Source organism: Colwellia sp. BRX9-1 (assembly GCF_014077195.1).
GTDB lineage: Bacteria > Pseudomonadota > Gammaproteobacteria > Enterobacterales > Alteromonadaceae > Colwellia_A.
Window position 1 is genome coordinate 114,416 of sequence record NZ_JACGVM010000005.1, and the last position, 15,257, is coordinate 129,672.

Annotated in this window: 14 protein-coding genes and 1 riboswitch; of the genes, 6 read left to right on the top strand and 8 right to left on the bottom strand. The window is 36.9% G+C overall.

The genetic code is table 11. From position 1 onward, the window contains the following. Window positions 1–153 precede the first annotated feature (153 nt). On the top strand, window positions 154–1,965 hold the full coding sequence (gene recQ, locus H4J76_RS07105) for a DNA helicase RecQ (RefSeq protein ID WP_182230317.1): 1,812 nt from the start codon (window positions 154–156) through the stop codon (window positions 1,963–1,965). 72 nt (window positions 1,966–2,037) lie between these two features. Here recQ and H4J76_RS07110 read toward each other — a convergent pair whose 3' ends face one another. Together H4J76_RS07110 and H4J76_RS07115 are read right to left on the bottom strand one after the other, a co-directional pair. Beyond that, a complete protein-coding gene (locus tag H4J76_RS07110; RefSeq protein ID WP_182217124.1) occupies window positions 2,038–2,337 on the bottom strand; it encodes a cytochrome c in 300 nt (99 codons plus the stop codon). Between the two features lie 250 nt (window positions 2,338–2,587). Further along, the gene (locus tag H4J76_RS07115; RefSeq protein WP_182230318.1) at window positions 2,588–3,589 is read right to left on the bottom strand and encodes a GGDEF domain-containing protein; all 1,002 of its coding nucleotides are present in this window, start codon (window positions 3,587–3,589) and stop codon (window positions 2,588–2,590) included. A 230-nt stretch (window positions 3,590–3,819) separates the two neighbouring features. Next, window positions 3,820–3,902, bottom strand: a riboswitch (cyclic di-GMP riboswitch). 159 nt (window positions 3,903–4,061) lie between these two features. Here H4J76_RS07115 and H4J76_RS07120 point away from each other — a divergent pair. Next, complete coding sequence (locus H4J76_RS07120) at window positions 4,062–5,894, top strand: hypothetical protein (protein ID WP_182230319.1); 1,833 nt, start codon at window positions 4,062–4,064, stop codon at window positions 5,892–5,894. Between the two features lie 32 nt (window positions 5,895–5,926). Next, the gene (locus H4J76_RS07125; RefSeq protein ID WP_182230320.1) at window positions 5,927–6,412 is read left to right on the top strand and encodes a hypothetical protein; all 486 of its coding nucleotides are present in this window, start codon (window positions 5,927–5,929) and stop codon (window positions 6,410–6,412) included. Window positions 6,413–6,478: 66 nt separating this feature from the next. Here H4J76_RS07125 and H4J76_RS07130 read toward each other — a convergent pair whose 3' ends face one another. Then, window positions 6,479–6,733 carry a hypothetical protein gene (locus H4J76_RS07130; protein WP_070375371.1) on the bottom strand — a complete coding sequence of 85 codons (255 nt, stop codon included), beginning with the start codon at window positions 6,731–6,733 and terminating at the stop codon, window positions 6,479–6,481. A 152-nt stretch (window positions 6,734–6,885) separates the two neighbouring features. On the opposite strand from H4J76_RS07130, the gene tesB reads away from it, so the two are divergent. Then, entirely contained in the window at window positions 6,886–7,743 is an 858-nt protein-coding gene (tesB, locus tag H4J76_RS07135) for an acyl-CoA thioesterase II (protein ID WP_182217117.1), read from the top strand. On the opposite strand, the gene H4J76_RS07140 is transcribed toward tesB, so the two are convergent. Further along, window positions 7,740–8,993 carry a mechanosensitive ion channel family protein gene (locus H4J76_RS07140; protein WP_182230321.1) on the bottom strand — a complete coding sequence of 418 codons (1,254 nt, stop codon included), beginning with the start codon at window positions 8,991–8,993 and terminating at the stop codon, window positions 7,740–7,742. The genes tesB and H4J76_RS07140 overlap by 4 nt on opposite strands. 26 nt (window positions 8,994–9,019) lie before the next feature. After that, a complete protein-coding gene (locus H4J76_RS07145) occupies window positions 9,020–9,922 on the bottom strand; it encodes an acyltransferase (protein WP_182214597.1) in 903 nt (300 codons plus the stop codon). A 420-nt stretch (window positions 9,923–10,342) separates the two neighbouring features. Here H4J76_RS07145 and proB point away from each other — a divergent pair, with 420 nt between their 5' ends. Next, window positions 10,343–11,440 carry a glutamate 5-kinase gene (proB, locus tag H4J76_RS07150; protein WP_182230322.1) on the top strand — a complete coding sequence of 366 codons (1,098 nt, stop codon included), beginning with the start codon at window positions 10,343–10,345 and terminating at the stop codon, window positions 11,438–11,440. A gap of 30 nt (window positions 11,441–11,470) precedes the next feature. Here the strand turns inward: proB and H4J76_RS07155 are convergent, their stop codons facing one another. The 3 genes from H4J76_RS07155 to ilvC form a co-directional block, all read right to left on the bottom strand. Further along, complete coding sequence (locus tag H4J76_RS07155) at window positions 11,471–11,866, bottom strand: Fis family transcriptional regulator (RefSeq protein WP_182214593.1); 396 nt, start codon at window positions 11,864–11,866, stop codon at window positions 11,471–11,473. Between the two features lie 285 nt (window positions 11,867–12,151). Further along, window positions 12,152–12,469 carry a pyrimidine/purine nucleoside phosphorylase gene (locus tag H4J76_RS07160; protein ID WP_182230323.1) on the bottom strand — a complete coding sequence of 106 codons (318 nt, stop codon included), beginning with the start codon at window positions 12,467–12,469 and terminating at the stop codon, window positions 12,152–12,154. Window positions 12,470–12,598: 129 nt separating this feature from the next. Continuing rightward, window positions 12,599–14,083: a ketol-acid reductoisomerase gene (gene ilvC / locus H4J76_RS07165; RefSeq protein WP_182230324.1), complete on the bottom strand. Its 1,485-nt coding sequence runs from the start codon at window positions 14,081–14,083 to the stop codon at window positions 12,599–12,601. 199 nt (window positions 14,084–14,282) lie between these two features. On the opposite strand from ilvC, the gene ilvY reads away from it, so the two are divergent. Continuing rightward, window positions 14,283–15,161 carry an HTH-type transcriptional activator IlvY gene (gene ilvY / locus H4J76_RS07170; protein WP_070375379.1) on the top strand — a complete coding sequence of 293 codons (879 nt, stop codon included), beginning with the start codon at window positions 14,283–14,285 and terminating at the stop codon, window positions 15,159–15,161. The last annotated feature ends 96 nt before the right edge of the window (window positions 15,162–15,257 follow it).

Genomic DNA, 15,257 nt, shown 5'->3' on the forward strand with positions numbered 1-15,257 from the left:
TTAACCAGCAGATTCTTCTAACTGGTCTAATGTCTTCATTGTAGCTTAGCACTTATCTTTCTAAGCATTCAATAAATACTAAAATAGTGCTCTCGACTTTTTTTGTGGCTGGGGTAAAATAACAATAATTGTCGTTTAATAAAGTTTACTCCGTTGCTAAAAGCTCCCCCCACAGTCTCACAAGCTCAGCTTGAAGATGCGTTAAAGCATCATTTTGGTTATCAAACTTTTCGAAGCGGACAATTAGAAATTATTCAGCAATTATTTCAAGGTCGAGACAGTTTAGTACTTATGCCAACGGGTGGTGGTAAATCGATGTGTTATCAACTGCCTGCCGTATTATTACCAGGAATAACCATCGTTGTTTCACCCTTAATAGCTTTAATGAAAGATCAAGTTGATGGTTTGACTCGACAAGGTATTTCAGCGGCTTTTGTTAATTCGAGTTTAGATCAAAAAACAATCAATGATATTTTTGAGCGCTTATCTCGTAGTGAGCTTAAGTTGTTATACATAGCTCCAGAGCGTTTAAAAAATTATTATTTTATGCAACGCTTGGCAAGCATACAGATAAGTTTATTTGCTATTGACGAAGCACATTGTATTTCACAATGGGGACATGATTTTCGGCCGGCATACACACAACTTCATACAATTAAACAACGATTTCCATCGGTACCGGTTATGGCGTTAACAGCAACTGCCGATGTTACAACCCGAAGAGATATTCTTCTTCAACTCGCATTGACTGATCCTTATATTCATCTTGATAGCTTTGACCGGCCTAATATTCGTTTTACCTTAGCGGATAAATATAAGGGCGATCACCAGGTGTTACGCTACATTAAAAAGCGTGGTGATGATTGCGGCATTGTTTACTGTAGTAGCCGCTGGCAAGTTGAGAAATTATCTAAAATGTTAGCAAGTGCGGGTATAAATTGTTCTGCCTATCATGCTGGCATGGAAACAGAGATGCGCAATATTGTCCAAGATGGTTTTGCCAAAGATAATATTCAAGTGGTTATTGCCACCGTAGCTTTTGGATTGGGCATCAATAAATCAAATATCCGCTTTGTGATTCATTTTGAACCTCCAAGAACACTCGAGTCATATTATCAAGAGATTGGCCGTGCTGGCCGAGACGGTTTAGCGGCAGAAGCGTTATTTTTGTATGATGAAAAAGATGTAGAACGCATTACCAAGTATATAGCTGATGGTGATAATGAAGAAAGGGTGAACGTTGAACAACAGCGTTTTCAAGCGTTAAAAGGCTTTATTGAAGCTCAAACCTGCCGTCGACAAGTTGTACTTAATTATTTTGCAGAATTTACCACTAAAAAATGTGGTAACTGTGATATTTGTTTAGATCCACCCACTCAATTTGACGCTACTGAAGCGGCACAAAAAGTCTTATCTTGTGTGTTTCGTATCCAGCAACAAGGTGATATTGAACATGTTGTGCAAGTGCTCAGAGGGGAGTTAACTGAAAAAGTTAGGCAACTGCAGCATGAAAAAGTGTCCACTTTCGCTATCGGTAAAAGTAAAACTCCGGGATATTGGTTTGCTATTATTAGACAATTGATTCATTTGGGATTTTTACAGCAAGATATTTCTCAACAATCTGCGTTATTTTTAACACAAGCATCGCGCTCGGTGTTGAAAGGGGATGAACCCTTAATGTTAGCTTCACCAAGGTTGCAAAAAGCGAGTTATTGGCAACAAGATAAAACCGATAAACGTTATGACCGTGTCTTATTTGTTAAATTAAGAAGTTTGCGTAAAACGATTGCAGATGCAGAGGATATTGCGCCATTCATTGTTTTCAATGATGCAACGTTGTCAGAGCTTGCGCGTATAAAGCCAAAAACATCACAGCAAATGCTAAATATTAATGGTATTGGTGATACAAAACTTGCCCGTTATGGACATGACTTTTTGCAAGTTATTCAACAGCATAATGCTTAAAACAAAAAACGCTCAATTGAGCGTTTTTTAATATTATTTTTGATGAACCAGGTTCAACAATAACTACTGAGTTTATTTTAAACTAGCGTAATAAGCTGAAATATTTGCGATATCTTCATCACTTAAACCCATAGCCATAGGTCCCATAACAGGATCTTTACGTTTACCGGCTTTAAAGTCTTTCAACTGTTTAGCAAGATAAGCTTCTTTTTGACCAGCAAGGTTTGGGTACATAGGTACCGCAGAGATACCAGCAGCACCATGACAAGCAGCACACATACCAGTTTTTGCTTTACCAGCAGCAGCATCACCAGCAAAAACAGGAGACGCCATCATTAAAGTAGCAGCAACAGCTAAAGTAATTTTTTTCATAAATTATTTCTCTCTTAGTCGTTAGGAATTTTACACTGCATTCAGTATATGAGAAAACAAGGAGGCTGTCGTCGACTATTTTTAGCTAAGCACTCGCAATGTAATCTTCTTTGATTTACCACCGAGTATATTAAGATTATTACCGATTATATTGAGTAAAGTTGGGCATACTATCACTGATATTATTTATTGAAGTGAAAATATCAGCGAGAGAAAAATGTCATCAAGCAAAAAGTATCTTGTTGAGCGATTAAGAACTTAATGTATTATTTTTTTTGTATAAATCGGGTAGTAACAGGCGTGATTTTTTTAAGATACTGCTGGCATTTTCAGCAATATTAAAGGTGTCTACACCAGTAGACAATGTCATTTGAGGTAATCTAATACCAGACTTACTACTAACAAAGCGCAGCTTTTCAACGCCATGTGTTATTTTACTGGCAATTTCTCGAGCACTTTCTTTGTCAATATCAGGTAACAGAATTAAAAATTCATCGCCACCTGAACGTATTGGTAGACCGCTGCCATCAACATAACTACTCACTTTACTGGCTATTTTTGATAAGAGAACATCACTAATTAAATGACCGAATTGCAGATTAACTTCTGAAATTTGATCAACACAGACGACAATTGCGGCAACTTGCCGACTTGGATCTTCTGTTAGCCATAAATCTAAATGCTTAGACATAGCTTTACGATTATAAAGACCGGTAAGTGGATCCATGTAAATTTCTTCACGTACTTCTTTTAATTCAACTTTTAACGCCTGGGTCTTTTTACGGGTAAAAGAAATATGTTCAGCAAATTTTTGTTGGTGTAGTTTAAAGGCTTTAGATGCCTGGCGAATGCTATTTACCGCAACGACTATTTTTTCTTTATCGGCAGATTGTAGATCAGAAATATTGCCGTCTAGCGTGGTAATCAGTTTATTAATACTCTGCGATGATTTTTGGCTGTTTTTTTCAACATGGGTGACAACGTCATCTAGGTCGTCAATGAGTTCATCTCTGAATTTACTTTGGCCTAAAATGAATTGGCGATAGTTTTCTTCAATGAAAAAATCATCAAGCTTTTTACCCGTGGCAAGTTTATTTTCAATGGCAGTATTAAGAAGAATGTTTTTTTTATTAATATATTCGTAGCTAACTGAATAATTAATTGGGCTGACAGGTAAAAACCACCGCTGTAATTGTTTTACGGCCATGTTCATTTTTAGTTCAGCTTGTTTTATGGAATCATGATATTTCATTGTTCCATCTCAATTTGCACACCCAATTAATAATATCAATAGACCATTTTCTAGTATAAACAAGTAAAGTACCACATATATTTTTTGTCTATAAAAAACATATATTTAGTTATATAGTATTTTAAATGAAGGTAATATATGACAGAAAATAATTAAAAATAAGGGAAGGACCGCAAAGTATACCGAAAGCAAACTGTTCAAAATAAAGACAAGCCCCCACTATATCTATACTTGGCAGTTCCGCTATCCTAGGTTTCCCCTTAGACCGGTAACTTTGCGTCTCTAGCTTTCACTAGATTTGCCCTTTTCGAGTTTTAGAAACTCTAAATTCATTATAAGCGTTGAACTATGCTTGTAAACCTTTATTATGAATAATTTGTTGAACCGTAACGAAAACCTATAAGTAATAGATAAATTTATAGGTTATGGCTGATCACTCTACTGATCATTAGATAAAGGATTTTAGTTAATAATGCCCTGTAAACTGTTGTTGATCCTTTGTTTTTTTATAGCTCCTTTATTTTGTTTTGCCAATGATGCTTTAAACGTTGAGCAAAACATTAAAGATGTTGAGCGCTATTTTTTACAAGACGCTGAAAACCTTCCCTACGAAGAGATCATTACACTTTCAAAAAAAATTTTGGGATCTCAAGAAAATTATACCGTCCAAATTCGTGGAAAAACCTTCATCCTTCTTGCTGATGTTGCCAATAATAAGGGTGAAAATAGCGAAGCATTTCATTTTGCGCAAGATGGAATTTCTCTGCAAGGACTTGAACCAGCCATAAAGTTTAATTTATTGCTGAAAGTTGCAGATGGCTATTATTTACAAGAGAAGTATGAACAAACTCAAAATATGGCAACCAATGTTATTTTAATGGCAGATTCTCCACAAGTGCTAAAATATCGTTTAATTGCTTTGAGTTATCGAGCTGTTACCTATGCGTTGCAAAATAAAAACGATTTATCGATGAATGATCTTAATCAAGTTAAGGTGCTGATTTCGGTAAATCCTCAGTATGAGGATCACCTTTGTCTTTTAGAAATTTTAGCAACGGCATATTATTATTTAGGCGATTATCAAACATCGCTAACCATGCAAAATAAGCTATTAACGTTAAAATTTGATTTAGACAAACTGGCTAATATTGACCAAACTTATTTACACTTAGGCCGTGCTTATTTTCAGTTAAATTTATTTGATGATGCTTACAATGCTTTTTGGGAAGCACAAAAACACGGCAAAAATAAAAATGCTCCAATTAGTGCTGCCTATGCTGAATTAGGATTGGCAGAGGTGTTATTAAAGCAGGGAGAATTTAGTGACTCACATAATTGGCTATTATCAGCCAGTGCTACATTTAATGAAAAGAGGTTAAATAAGCCTTATTTAACCTCGTTAATTCTATTAGCAGAGACCTCAAGTCTATTAAACAATAAAGCTGTATACCAACATTACCTTCAATTAGCTGAATTAACTGCTAAACACATAAAGCTATCAAAAAAGCAGGCTAAATTATTACTTTTATTAAGTCATATGTATCAGCAAAACGGTGATTATAAAAATGCGTTAATGGCCCATAAAAATTATCTTGAATTACTTCAACAGTTTCAGAAAAAGGCTGAACCCTCTTTAATTATTGACTCCAGTCAAATGTTAAGTGCAAATGATAAAAGTCGAAATTTAATCCTGAATCTCGCTGAACAGAGTAAGCTACAAACTCAATTCAGTGCAAAATTTATCGCGCAAAAAGAAGTTATATATTTATTGATTGTGATCGTTATTTTATTAGTCATTACGTTGGTTTTTTTTGGGTTAAGACAAAGAACGTTGCGCTTAAATCAAGTATACGATGAAGAGGAACAGCCATTATCTTATTTGGTAACGCCCTCCCAAACGAAAAGAAATTATCAACTGAATTATAAAATGGCGAGGAAATACGACTATCCCTTAGCGATTGGCTACTTATCAGTTGTTAACTGGCAAGAGCTTACCTTTCACTTTAATGATAAAATTATGCTCGAAGTTTCAAAAACATTAGCGACCTTACTTAATGAGTCAAAAGGTGAATTTGATGAAGCGGGTACGATTAACGATGGTGAATATTTACTGATAGGTCCTCACCAAACTCAAGCTGAAATAGCGATTAAGTTAAATAGTTTAGCTAATGCAATTAAACTGAGATTCTTCGCTAATTTAGGTGATTATTCACTTAAAATTGGCTACGCCTATGGCTCACCCACAGCACAAGATATTGACCCTTACATATTTTTATCGCGTTTAAGTGAAACCACTAAAGCGTAGTCAATATTACTTTTTATTTTAATAGGCTTAATATGATTTTTGTATTGTCCATTGCTGCTATTTTTGTAGCTTTGAGTATTTATTTTTATTTTCGAGCAGAAGGTCTGCAACGCGAATTATTTAGTGTGAAAAAAGAGCTCAGTAGTAGTCAGAAAGAAAATAAGTTTTATATAGACTCTATGGCAATAATTGCCAAGCGACACGAAGATTTTGTTAAAAATCGATTACAAATAATTAAAAATTGTCAGGCATTAGAACCTGAGACGATTGAAATTATTTCACCACTGGTTAATAACTATGCCTCGATTTTTATTGAGTGTTTAAAAGGAAAAGGTAAACTGCAGTCAATCACTAAAAAGTGTTATGGAAATTTTGACGACGGCGCTTTTAAAAGGTTCGCGGCGCATGTTGCTAAGCAAGATGCCAGCGTAAGACGTATGTGGTCAAGTAATAATTTGACGGGGTATATTTCTTTAATTGAAGCTTTATTACTGACTAAAACTAAAAAAGATGCCTAATAGGGGCATCTTTTCATGTATCTCTGAAAGTAGGCTAGGTATTTGCCTTTAATCAAGGATGAATAACTAAGGACGAATAATTATACTTGGTGTTGAGTCTACTTCACCTTCACCGTTAATGGTTGCTGTTTTACCATTGCATTGTAATATGGCTAAGCTGCCGTTATTGCTATTTCTAATAAAAGATAAGTCGTAACCAAACTGAGTCATGCTACTGGCGGCAAATTTTTGTGCAAGAGAAAGCCTGTCCCATAGCGACTGTTCCTCATTACTACCTTGCCTTCTTTCTAACAATACTTCTCTTTCTAATAGCGCTTCCATTGAGATCTCTTCGTATTTTTAGTCAATAATTTTCTTATTCCCTAGATACTACCTTGCAGCGTATGAATTTTCAACAATTTTAAAATGTCGCTAAAGATATAAATTATAAATATGCTATAGTCAAAATTTTATATCAGTGAGTGCTAAATATTATGAGTCAAGTGTTGGATGATTTATCTTCATTATTAGAATTAGAGGTAATCGAACAAGGAATTTATCGTGGTCAAAGCCAAGATTTAGGCTTTCGTGCGCTGTTTGGTGGTCAAGTAATGGGACAAGCTGTTTCTGCCGCTCAAGAAACAGTTGATTCAGCACGTAATGTTCACTCGCTTCATTCTTATTTTCTACGTCCAGGAGATGCCAGTAAGCCGGTTGTTTATGAAGTCGAAAATATCCGTGATGGTAAAAGTTTTAGCACCCGGCGTGTTAAAGCAATTCAAAACGGTAAAGATATATTCTATATGACGGCCTCTTTTCAACAATATGAAAAAGGCATTGAGCATCAAGATCTTATGCCCGATGTACCCGCACCTGAAGATTTAGCGTCTTACACAGATTTCATTTTCGACAACCAAGATAAAATACCTGAAGAAATTAGAGGTAAATTTTTAGCTGAAAAGCCCATCGAAATGCGTCCTGTTAAACCTTATAATTGGCTGCAACCCGAAAAGACAGCACCTAAGTCTCAGATGTGGATAAAAGCAAACGGCACCTTATCTGATGATTTACGTATTCATACCTATATGCTGGCTTATACTTCTGACTTCTTGTTTTTACCAACGGCTTTATTTCCACACGGCTTGAGTCATTGGCAACCCAATTTACAGATTGCCACGATTGACCATGCCATGTGGTTTCATCGCCCATTTCGTTTTGATGATTGGCTGCTTTACGTTATGGATAGTCCGTCAGCAAGTGGCGGTCGAGGCTTAGTTAAAGGGCAAATTTTTAATCGTCAAGGACAGCTTGTTGCCTCAACGATGCAAGAAGGCGTAGTTCGTCAACGTTAAAGTTGTCGACTCGAGCGACTTTTTTGCCAGTCATAGCCGGTAGGATGTTGAAAAACACGTAAACTGAATACCGGCGCCATAGCGAATAAATGGTCAAAAATATCGGCTTGTATACCCTCATAATTCTTCCAGTTTTGGTCATTACTGAAACAATATATCTCCAGCGGTAAGCCTGAGTCGGTTGCCGCTAATTGCCTGACCATACAAGTCATCTCATCATGTATTTTTTCATGTTTAGCTAAGTAAGCGGTAATATAAGCGCGAAAAGTTCCGACATTGGTTAACTGCCGGCTATTAACATTATCGTTAGATAAATTAGCCGTTTTTAAACTCGTGGTGATTTCATCAGATTTTTGCTGTAAATAATCTTTTAATAAACTGATTTCTTTAAGTTTTTCAATCTCAGCACTTTGATAAAATGAAATACTGTTGATATCAATAATAATGCTACGCTTAATGCGTCGACCACCTGAATTGAGCATGCCTCGCCAATTCTTAAATGAGCCGTTTATTAAGGCGTACGTAGGAACGGTTGTCACTGTATTATCGAAGTTTTTTACTTTAACCGTATTTAAACCAATCTCAATAACATCGCCATCAGCACCATAATTAGGAATTTCAATCCAGTCACCAGGCGCGACCATTTTGTTTGCTGATATTTGAATACTAGCGACTAAACCTTTAATCGTGTCCTGAAATACTAATAATAAAACAGCAGTTAATGCACCTAAACCACTGAGTAAATAAATAGGTGACTTATCTAAAATAAATGAAATAGATAGAATCGTAGCAACCAAATAAATAACCAGTTTTATCACTTGTATCGTTGAGCTTAAGGGTAAGTAGCGGTCACGCGCAGTATTTTGATAAAGACTTCTAATGACGTTTAAAATAGCACTAATAGAACGTGCAATTTGAAAGCTGAGAGCTATTTTTACAAAAACCACTAAAACGGCGCCAAGTAATGCTTGTTCGGGCAGTAAAATAGGCGTTAAAAACAGTAGTACGAATAACGGAATTAAAAAAGCGAAGCGAGAAAAAACATTATGCTCTAATAAAACATCATCCCAAGTATTTTTTGTTTTGCTGACCATTTTGTTAACAAAAGCTAATACCTGATATTTTGCGAGGTAGTAACCCAATGCTGAAATGACAAAAATGAGCATGCAACCAACAAAAATGGTGGCCATCGCTAAATACGCTTCGGCGATACCTTGGTTAGTTAACCATGTGCTAATGAGTTCACTCATTTAAGTTTCCTTTTTCAATTTCAATGTTATTTAGCGGTATTATCATTATTAAACTCGATAAGTTTTTGGTCTTTATCAAGCCATAATTGATTAACCCACTTTTGAAATTTTATTTTAAAATGTCGATCGCGCACATAGTCGCCAACAAGATCATCCCCAATGTTTGAAACCTCTACATCGACATTTACCTGTTTAATTTTTCCCGCTAAAAAATCACTAAAAGTAGGGATCCCCTCTGGGTAATGAATGGTAACATTGACTATTTTATGCAAGTTGCCGCCCATGGCTTCTAGCACAAAACCTATGCCACCAGCTTTAGGTTTAAGTAGATGTTTAAAAGTGGAATTTTGCTTATCGTGCTTTTCGTTAGTGAAGCGTGTTCCTTCTATAAAGTTCATTATACTGACGGGTTTATGCTTGAATTTAGCACAAGCTTTACGTGTGGTTTCAACGTCTTTGCCTTTTAAATGAGGGTTCTTTTTAATGAAAGATTGGCTATAACGCTTCATAAATGGAAAGTCGAGGGCCCACCAAGCCAAGCCTAAAAAAGGCACAAAAATAAGTTCTTTTTTTAAGAAGAATTTCAAAAAAGGAATTTTGCGATGCATGACTCGCTGCAAGATAACAATATCAACCCAGCTTTGGTGATTACAGACTACCAAATACCATTCTTTCATGGTTAGTTGATCTAAGCCGGTTACCTTAATTTCTGTTTTATTAAAGAGCTTTTGAATGAAGGTGTTAACACCCACCCAATTGCTTGCCATTTGATCTAATAAATAGCTGAATATTTTTTTAGCAAAGGTTAAGGGAATAATAGCCTTACAAAATGAAAATATAATAATAGGTATTAACCAGAAAAGCGTATTAACGGTATAAATTGTTAGCGAAATAATATGAATAAGTAGCGGAGGTAAAAAATTCAACATGGAATACTTGCTCAATATAACAAAAATAAATAGATGTCCGATCATAATCTGATTTGAAGTAATTTTCAGCAAAAACAGTGAAATAAATTAATCACGATTAACAACCGTTTGAAAACGATTATTCATCAAGTTGTTGAAATGAGTGAAAGTTAACTAGGCTTAATGTTAATCATTAGCAGAGAAAGGCGTTTTAGGCGTCTATTATTGATATTTTAGAATGAGGTAAAAAACACCATCTTGTTATTTCAAGTTAAGTAACTCGCCATTTCTTAAGTTTTAAAGGATATAAATACCGAATTAATTCGATATAACAAGTCAACAGCCTAAAAAGGATAAACTCATCTATATTATGGCAAAAAGTTGATTGCAAATTACCTGCATATCGAGGCATGCTATGGGCTGGATCATAGGGGAACAACAATGAATTTTAATCGTGCGGTAATTAAAGTAGGCAGTGCTTTAGTTGCACCAGACAATAAGGGCTGTAGTGGTAAGTATATTCTTGCTATTGCTCGTTTTATTACCGAATGCCAACAGGCAGGTAAAGAAATTATTATCGTTTCATCGGGCAGTGTTGCTGCAGGACGACAATTAATTAAGCACGGCTCTCCCGTACCCTCTATTCCCACTAAACAAGCGATGGCATCTGTTGGGCAAATGAAAATGATGGCGAATTGGCAGCGATTTTTTGATGTTCCTTGTAGCCAGTTACTTATTACCCATGGAGATTTAAAAGATCGCCAGCGCTACATCAATATTAAAAACACCCTACGCATTTTATTGGAAAATGGTGTTATTCCTATTGTTAATGAAAATGACACGGTCGCGACCGATGAATTGAAAGTCGGTGATAACGATAATTTAGCCGCCTTAGTCGCTTTAGTGAGTGAAGCTGACTGCTTATTCATCTTAAGCGATATCGACGGTGTTTATGATCAAGACCCGCGTGAAAACCCTAAGGCAAGGTTACTCCCTGAAATTCACGAAATTACCGCTGAAATTCATGCCATGGCTGGAACAACAAATAACGTTATTGCCACCGGTGGTATGAAAACAAAAATTCAGGCCGCCGAAAAAGCGGTTGAAAATGGCATAGAGACTTATATTTTAAATGGTAGTCGTAGTGAAGTTTTTCAACAGATATTAAAAGGTGAAAACCCAGGTACACATTTTAGTGCCAAACAAGCGGCGACCAAAGCACGCAAACACTGGTTAAAACATACCTTAAAAAGCAGCGGAAAAGTACATCTTGATGCCGGTGCAGTGCATGCTGTGGTTAATGAAGGAGCTTCGCTATTACCCTCAGGTGTCAGTCAAGTTGACGGTGATTTTGTCGCTGGAGAGTCTGTTGATATTATTGACGCGCATTCTAAAAATTTGATTGCTAAAGGTATTTGCCAATACAGTCAACGAGATTTATTGCGTATTATGGGGTGTAATAGTGAACAGATAATCACTTTATTAGGCTGTTGTCCCAGTAAAGTGATTATTCATCGTGATGATATGGTTGTTTTATAAGGCTAGGTAACGGGGTAATTAACTGAGGCTCTAGCGGCCAAACTGTTTACTTTGTGTTGGCTTTTGCTTAGTCACTCTTAATTTTAGACGTTCAGGCCATTGACCACTATGGTCACGTAAGCAAGACTCTTCACTATCTAAATGGACATTGTGGCGAACGTTTTTTAAGACAATACCCACTTTGAGTAACTGCTTTTGAATGACATCACGCAAGTGATCATCAACTTTTTGTTCTTTCGCTGCAATCACTTCTGCATCGATATCGAAAATACAGGTCACCACTAAACTTGCGGGAAAATTAGTGTAATTAGCGCGGTGGGTTAGCCAACAGAAACCATCAACTTCGTTAGTGAAGTCTTCGCAGGCTAATTTAAGTGCTTTACAAACATTATTATCGATTTTTTGCGTGGTTTTATTGAGTTTCATTATTTATATTCAGCAATGGCTATTAAAGATGATTTTTTCATTAAATGAGTATTATTGATAGTAAATCAGCAATGTTTTTAGTGGCGAGGTGTTAAATAAGGTTTAGCGGTTATCGGCAAGAGCGAGTTAAATTATAATGATAACTTAACGTTAAATGTCGAAGTCCGTTTTAAGAAGGTGTCACTTTTAAGGTATCAGTGAGTTTTTGTCGATAAGGGTGACTTAAGCTAATGATAAGCACCTCCATTATCTTCGGAGGTACTGTTAAAGCCAATAGATGTGGCTTTATGCTGCTATATAAGAACAGCAATAATCAGCTAACGCTTTTACTTTGATATCAAATTTAGCATCGGCGTCGACATAAAAGTGTCCACCTGCAGAAATGCTTTGCCATTGCGTCTCGTTAGGTAATAATATTTCAACCTCACCAGCGATAATTTCCATCAATTCTTTTTCTGCCGTAGCAAAGGTATACTCACCAGGCATCATAATGCCTAAGGTTACTACTGAACCATCTGCTAGCGTTACTTTTCTGCTAGTTACGTTGCCGTCAAAATAAACATTAGCGGCCTTGGTCAGTGTTACATTCTTTAATTCTGTCATGATAATTTTCCTCTTTGATATAAAATAAAGCGCTGCAGTGTAGCACTTGCTGGCCAGAAAATAATACCATTAGACTCTCTGGCCTAAGTGTTTACCTTTAGTGACCTACAACGCTCGTTTTATTTTATTTTATTGATTCGACTCTACAATGCGTTTCATATCTGTCATGTAGCCACGTAATTTTTTACCTACGCTTTCGACACCATGGCTGCGAATTGCTTCGTTAACTTCAATCAAGCGTACGTTATCAACGCCATTTGAGCTTTCCTTTAAGCCTTCACCTAATTCTTCAAGTGACAATTTGCTGACGAAATCACTAAGTAAAGGTTGTGCAGCATGGGTAAATAAATAGTTACCGTATTCAGCGGTATCTGAAATGACTACGTTCATTTCGTACAATTTGTTACGGGCAATACAGTTAGCAATTAACGGTGTTTCGTGTAATGACTCATAATACGCTGACTCCTCAATGATACCCGCAGCAACCATAGCTTCAAAGGCTAGTTCAACACCGGCTTTTACCATAGCTACCACAAAGATGCCTTTGTCGTAGTATTCTTGTTCGGTAATTTCAATGTCGCAATCAGCTGCTTTTTCAAAAGAAGACTCAGCTGTTTCTTCACGCCATTTTAATAAGTTCACATCATCATTTGCCCAATCTTCCATCATAGTGGCAGAGAAGCGACCTTCGATAATATCGTCCATATGTTTTTCAAATAACGGACGTAAGATGACTTTTAATGCTTCAGACATATCAAACGCTTTAACTTTAGCAGGGTTTGATAAACGGTCCATCATATTGGTAATACCGCCATGCTTTAAGCCTTCCGTTGTTGTTTCAATGCCGTATTGTAATAGCTTACGTGCATACGCAGCATCCATACCTTGCGCAACTAACTGCTTATGGCCAAGTACTGCTGCGGTTTGCAACATGCCACATAAAATAGTTTGCTCGCCCATTAAGTCAGACTTCACTTCAGCAATAAATGATGATTCAAGTACGCCGGCACGATCGCCACCAGTAGCTGATGCGTAAGCCTTAGCTATTGCTAAGCCGTTACCTTGTGGATCATTCTCAGGGTGAACAGCAATTAAAGTAGGTACACCAAAACCACGTTTGTATTCTTCACGTACTTCAGTACCCGGACATTTAGGGGCAACCATGACTACAGTAATATCTTCACGAATTTTCATACCTTCTTCAACGATATTAAAACCGTGTGAGTAGGCTAAAGTTGAACCATGTTTCATATGAGGCATAACAGCAGTAACAGCAGATGTATGTTGCTTGTCTGGTGTTAAATTAAGCACTAAGTCAGCTTGTGGTATTAATTCTGCGTATGTACCTACGGTAAAACCGTTCTCTGTCGCCCATTGCCAAGATTGACGTTTTGATGAAATGGCAGCTTCGCGTAATGCGTAAGAGATATTTAAACCCGAATCACGCATGTTCAAACCTTGGTTTAGCCCTTGCGCGCCACAACCGACAATGACAATATTCCAGTCTTTAATAAAATTACAGCCATCGCTGAATTCTTCACGCTGCATAAAACGACATTTGCCTAACTGACCTAATTTTTCACGTAAACTTAAGGTGTTAAAATAATTGCTCATTGGGTTATCCTTTTGTCTCAAATCGACTCAACGTAATGCTGGCGATGTGATTATTTAATGGCTTTATCGGTCTTTCCGACGATGGAGTTATCATAGCGCAAGATTAATGTTGCTTAAAATGATATATTCGCAAGGTGGTGTTGCATAAAGTGCAACGATTGGTGGGTAAAATGTTGTCAATGAATGGTAAGAGTAAATAATGGATCTTAAATCGTTAAAAATGTTTGTGCATTTAACCCACAGTCTTCATTTTGGGAAAACCGCTGAAGCGCACCATGTCAGTACTTCTACCTTAAGTCGAATTATTCAAAGGCTGGAAGATCAGTTAGGTTGTTTGCTATTACATCGTGATAATCGTTCAGTCGTGCTAACTGAGGCAGGCATGTTATTTTATAAATATGCCGAACAGCAACTTGAGCAATGGCAATTATTGCAATTGTCGCTCGACCAAAAGCAGGCTGAACTACAGGGTAAACTTCACATTTATTGTTCTGTTACTGCCGCTTATAGTCATTTACCACCGCTATTGGAACGCTTTCGCCAACAACACCCGCTAGTTGAAATTGTATTAACGACCGGTGATGCTGCTGATGCCTTTGACCAAGTACAGCAAAAGTTGGTAGATTTTGCTTTTGGTGTAAAACCTGAAAGCTTATCAAGAATGTTTTATTTTCAGCATATTGCTACTGTGCCGTTGGCCGTTATTGCACCAACGATGGCTTGTCGAGTTCAGCAACAATTACAAGACGAAACAATTATTTGGTCTGAAGTACCGATTATTTTAGCTGAGCATGGTGCGGCGCGTAAGCGTTTTGAACTTTGGTATCGTAAAAAGCAACAAGGTAAACCCAATATTTATGCAACAGTTTCGGGTCATGAAGCGCTTGTTAGCATGGTTGCTTTAGGTTGTGGTGTCGGCATGGCCCCAAAAGTTGTTGTTGAAAATAGCCCGGTAAAAGACCGGGTGCAATATTTACAAAATGTTGGCGACATTGAGCCGTTCGACCTCGGCATTTGTTGTTTAAACCAAAGTCGAGAACAAACCTTAGTCAAAGCCTTCTTTGAGGCAATTAAATAGTCTCAGCAACCGCTTTATCGCTAGAGAATAGCCATTGTTATTGGCTAGAAGGCTTTTTGATAAGATGCTAATGCCAGATATATTCAATATGACGAC

Coding starts and splice junctions, on each gene's coding strand:
- H4J76_RS07155 (WP_182214593.1), bottom strand. CDS start 11,866: ATGAAACTCAATAAAACCACGCAAAAAATCGATAATAATGTTTGTAAA.
- H4J76_RS07125 (WP_182230320.1), top strand. CDS start 5,927: ATGATTTTTGTATTGTCCATTGCTGCTATTTTTGTAGCTTTGAGTATT.
- proB (WP_182230322.1), top strand. CDS start 10,343: ATGAATTTTAATCGTGCGGTAATTAAAGTAGGCAGTGCTTTAGTTGCA.
- H4J76_RS07160 (WP_182230323.1), bottom strand. CDS start 12,469: ATGACAGAATTAAAGAATGTAACACTGACCAAGGCCGCTAATGTTTAT.
- ilvY (WP_070375379.1), top strand. CDS start 14,283: ATGGATCTTAAATCGTTAAAAATGTTTGTGCATTTAACCCACAGTCTT.
- ilvC (WP_182230324.1), bottom strand. CDS start 14,083: ATGAGCAATTATTTTAACACCTTAAGTTTACGTGAAAAATTAGGTCAG.
- H4J76_RS07130 (WP_070375371.1), bottom strand. CDS start 6,733: ATGGAAGCGCTATTAGAAAGAGAAGTATTGTTAGAAAGAAGGCAAGGT.
- H4J76_RS07110 (WP_182217124.1), bottom strand. CDS start 2,337: ATGAAAAAAATTACTTTAGCTGTTGCTGCTACTTTAATGATGGCGTCT.
- H4J76_RS07115 (WP_182230318.1), bottom strand. CDS start 3,589: ATGAAATATCATGATTCCATAAAACAAGCTGAACTAAAAATGAACATG.
- H4J76_RS07145 (WP_182214597.1), bottom strand. CDS start 9,922: ATGTTGAATTTTTTACCTCCGCTACTTATTCATATTATTTCGCTAACA.
- tesB (WP_182217117.1), top strand. CDS start 6,886: ATGAGTCAAGTGTTGGATGATTTATCTTCATTATTAGAATTAGAGGTA.
- H4J76_RS07120 (WP_182230319.1), top strand. CDS start 4,062: ATGCCCTGTAAACTGTTGTTGATCCTTTGTTTTTTTATAGCTCCTTTA.
- H4J76_RS07140 (WP_182230321.1), bottom strand. CDS start 8,993: ATGAGTGAACTCATTAGCACATGGTTAACTAACCAAGGTATCGCCGAA.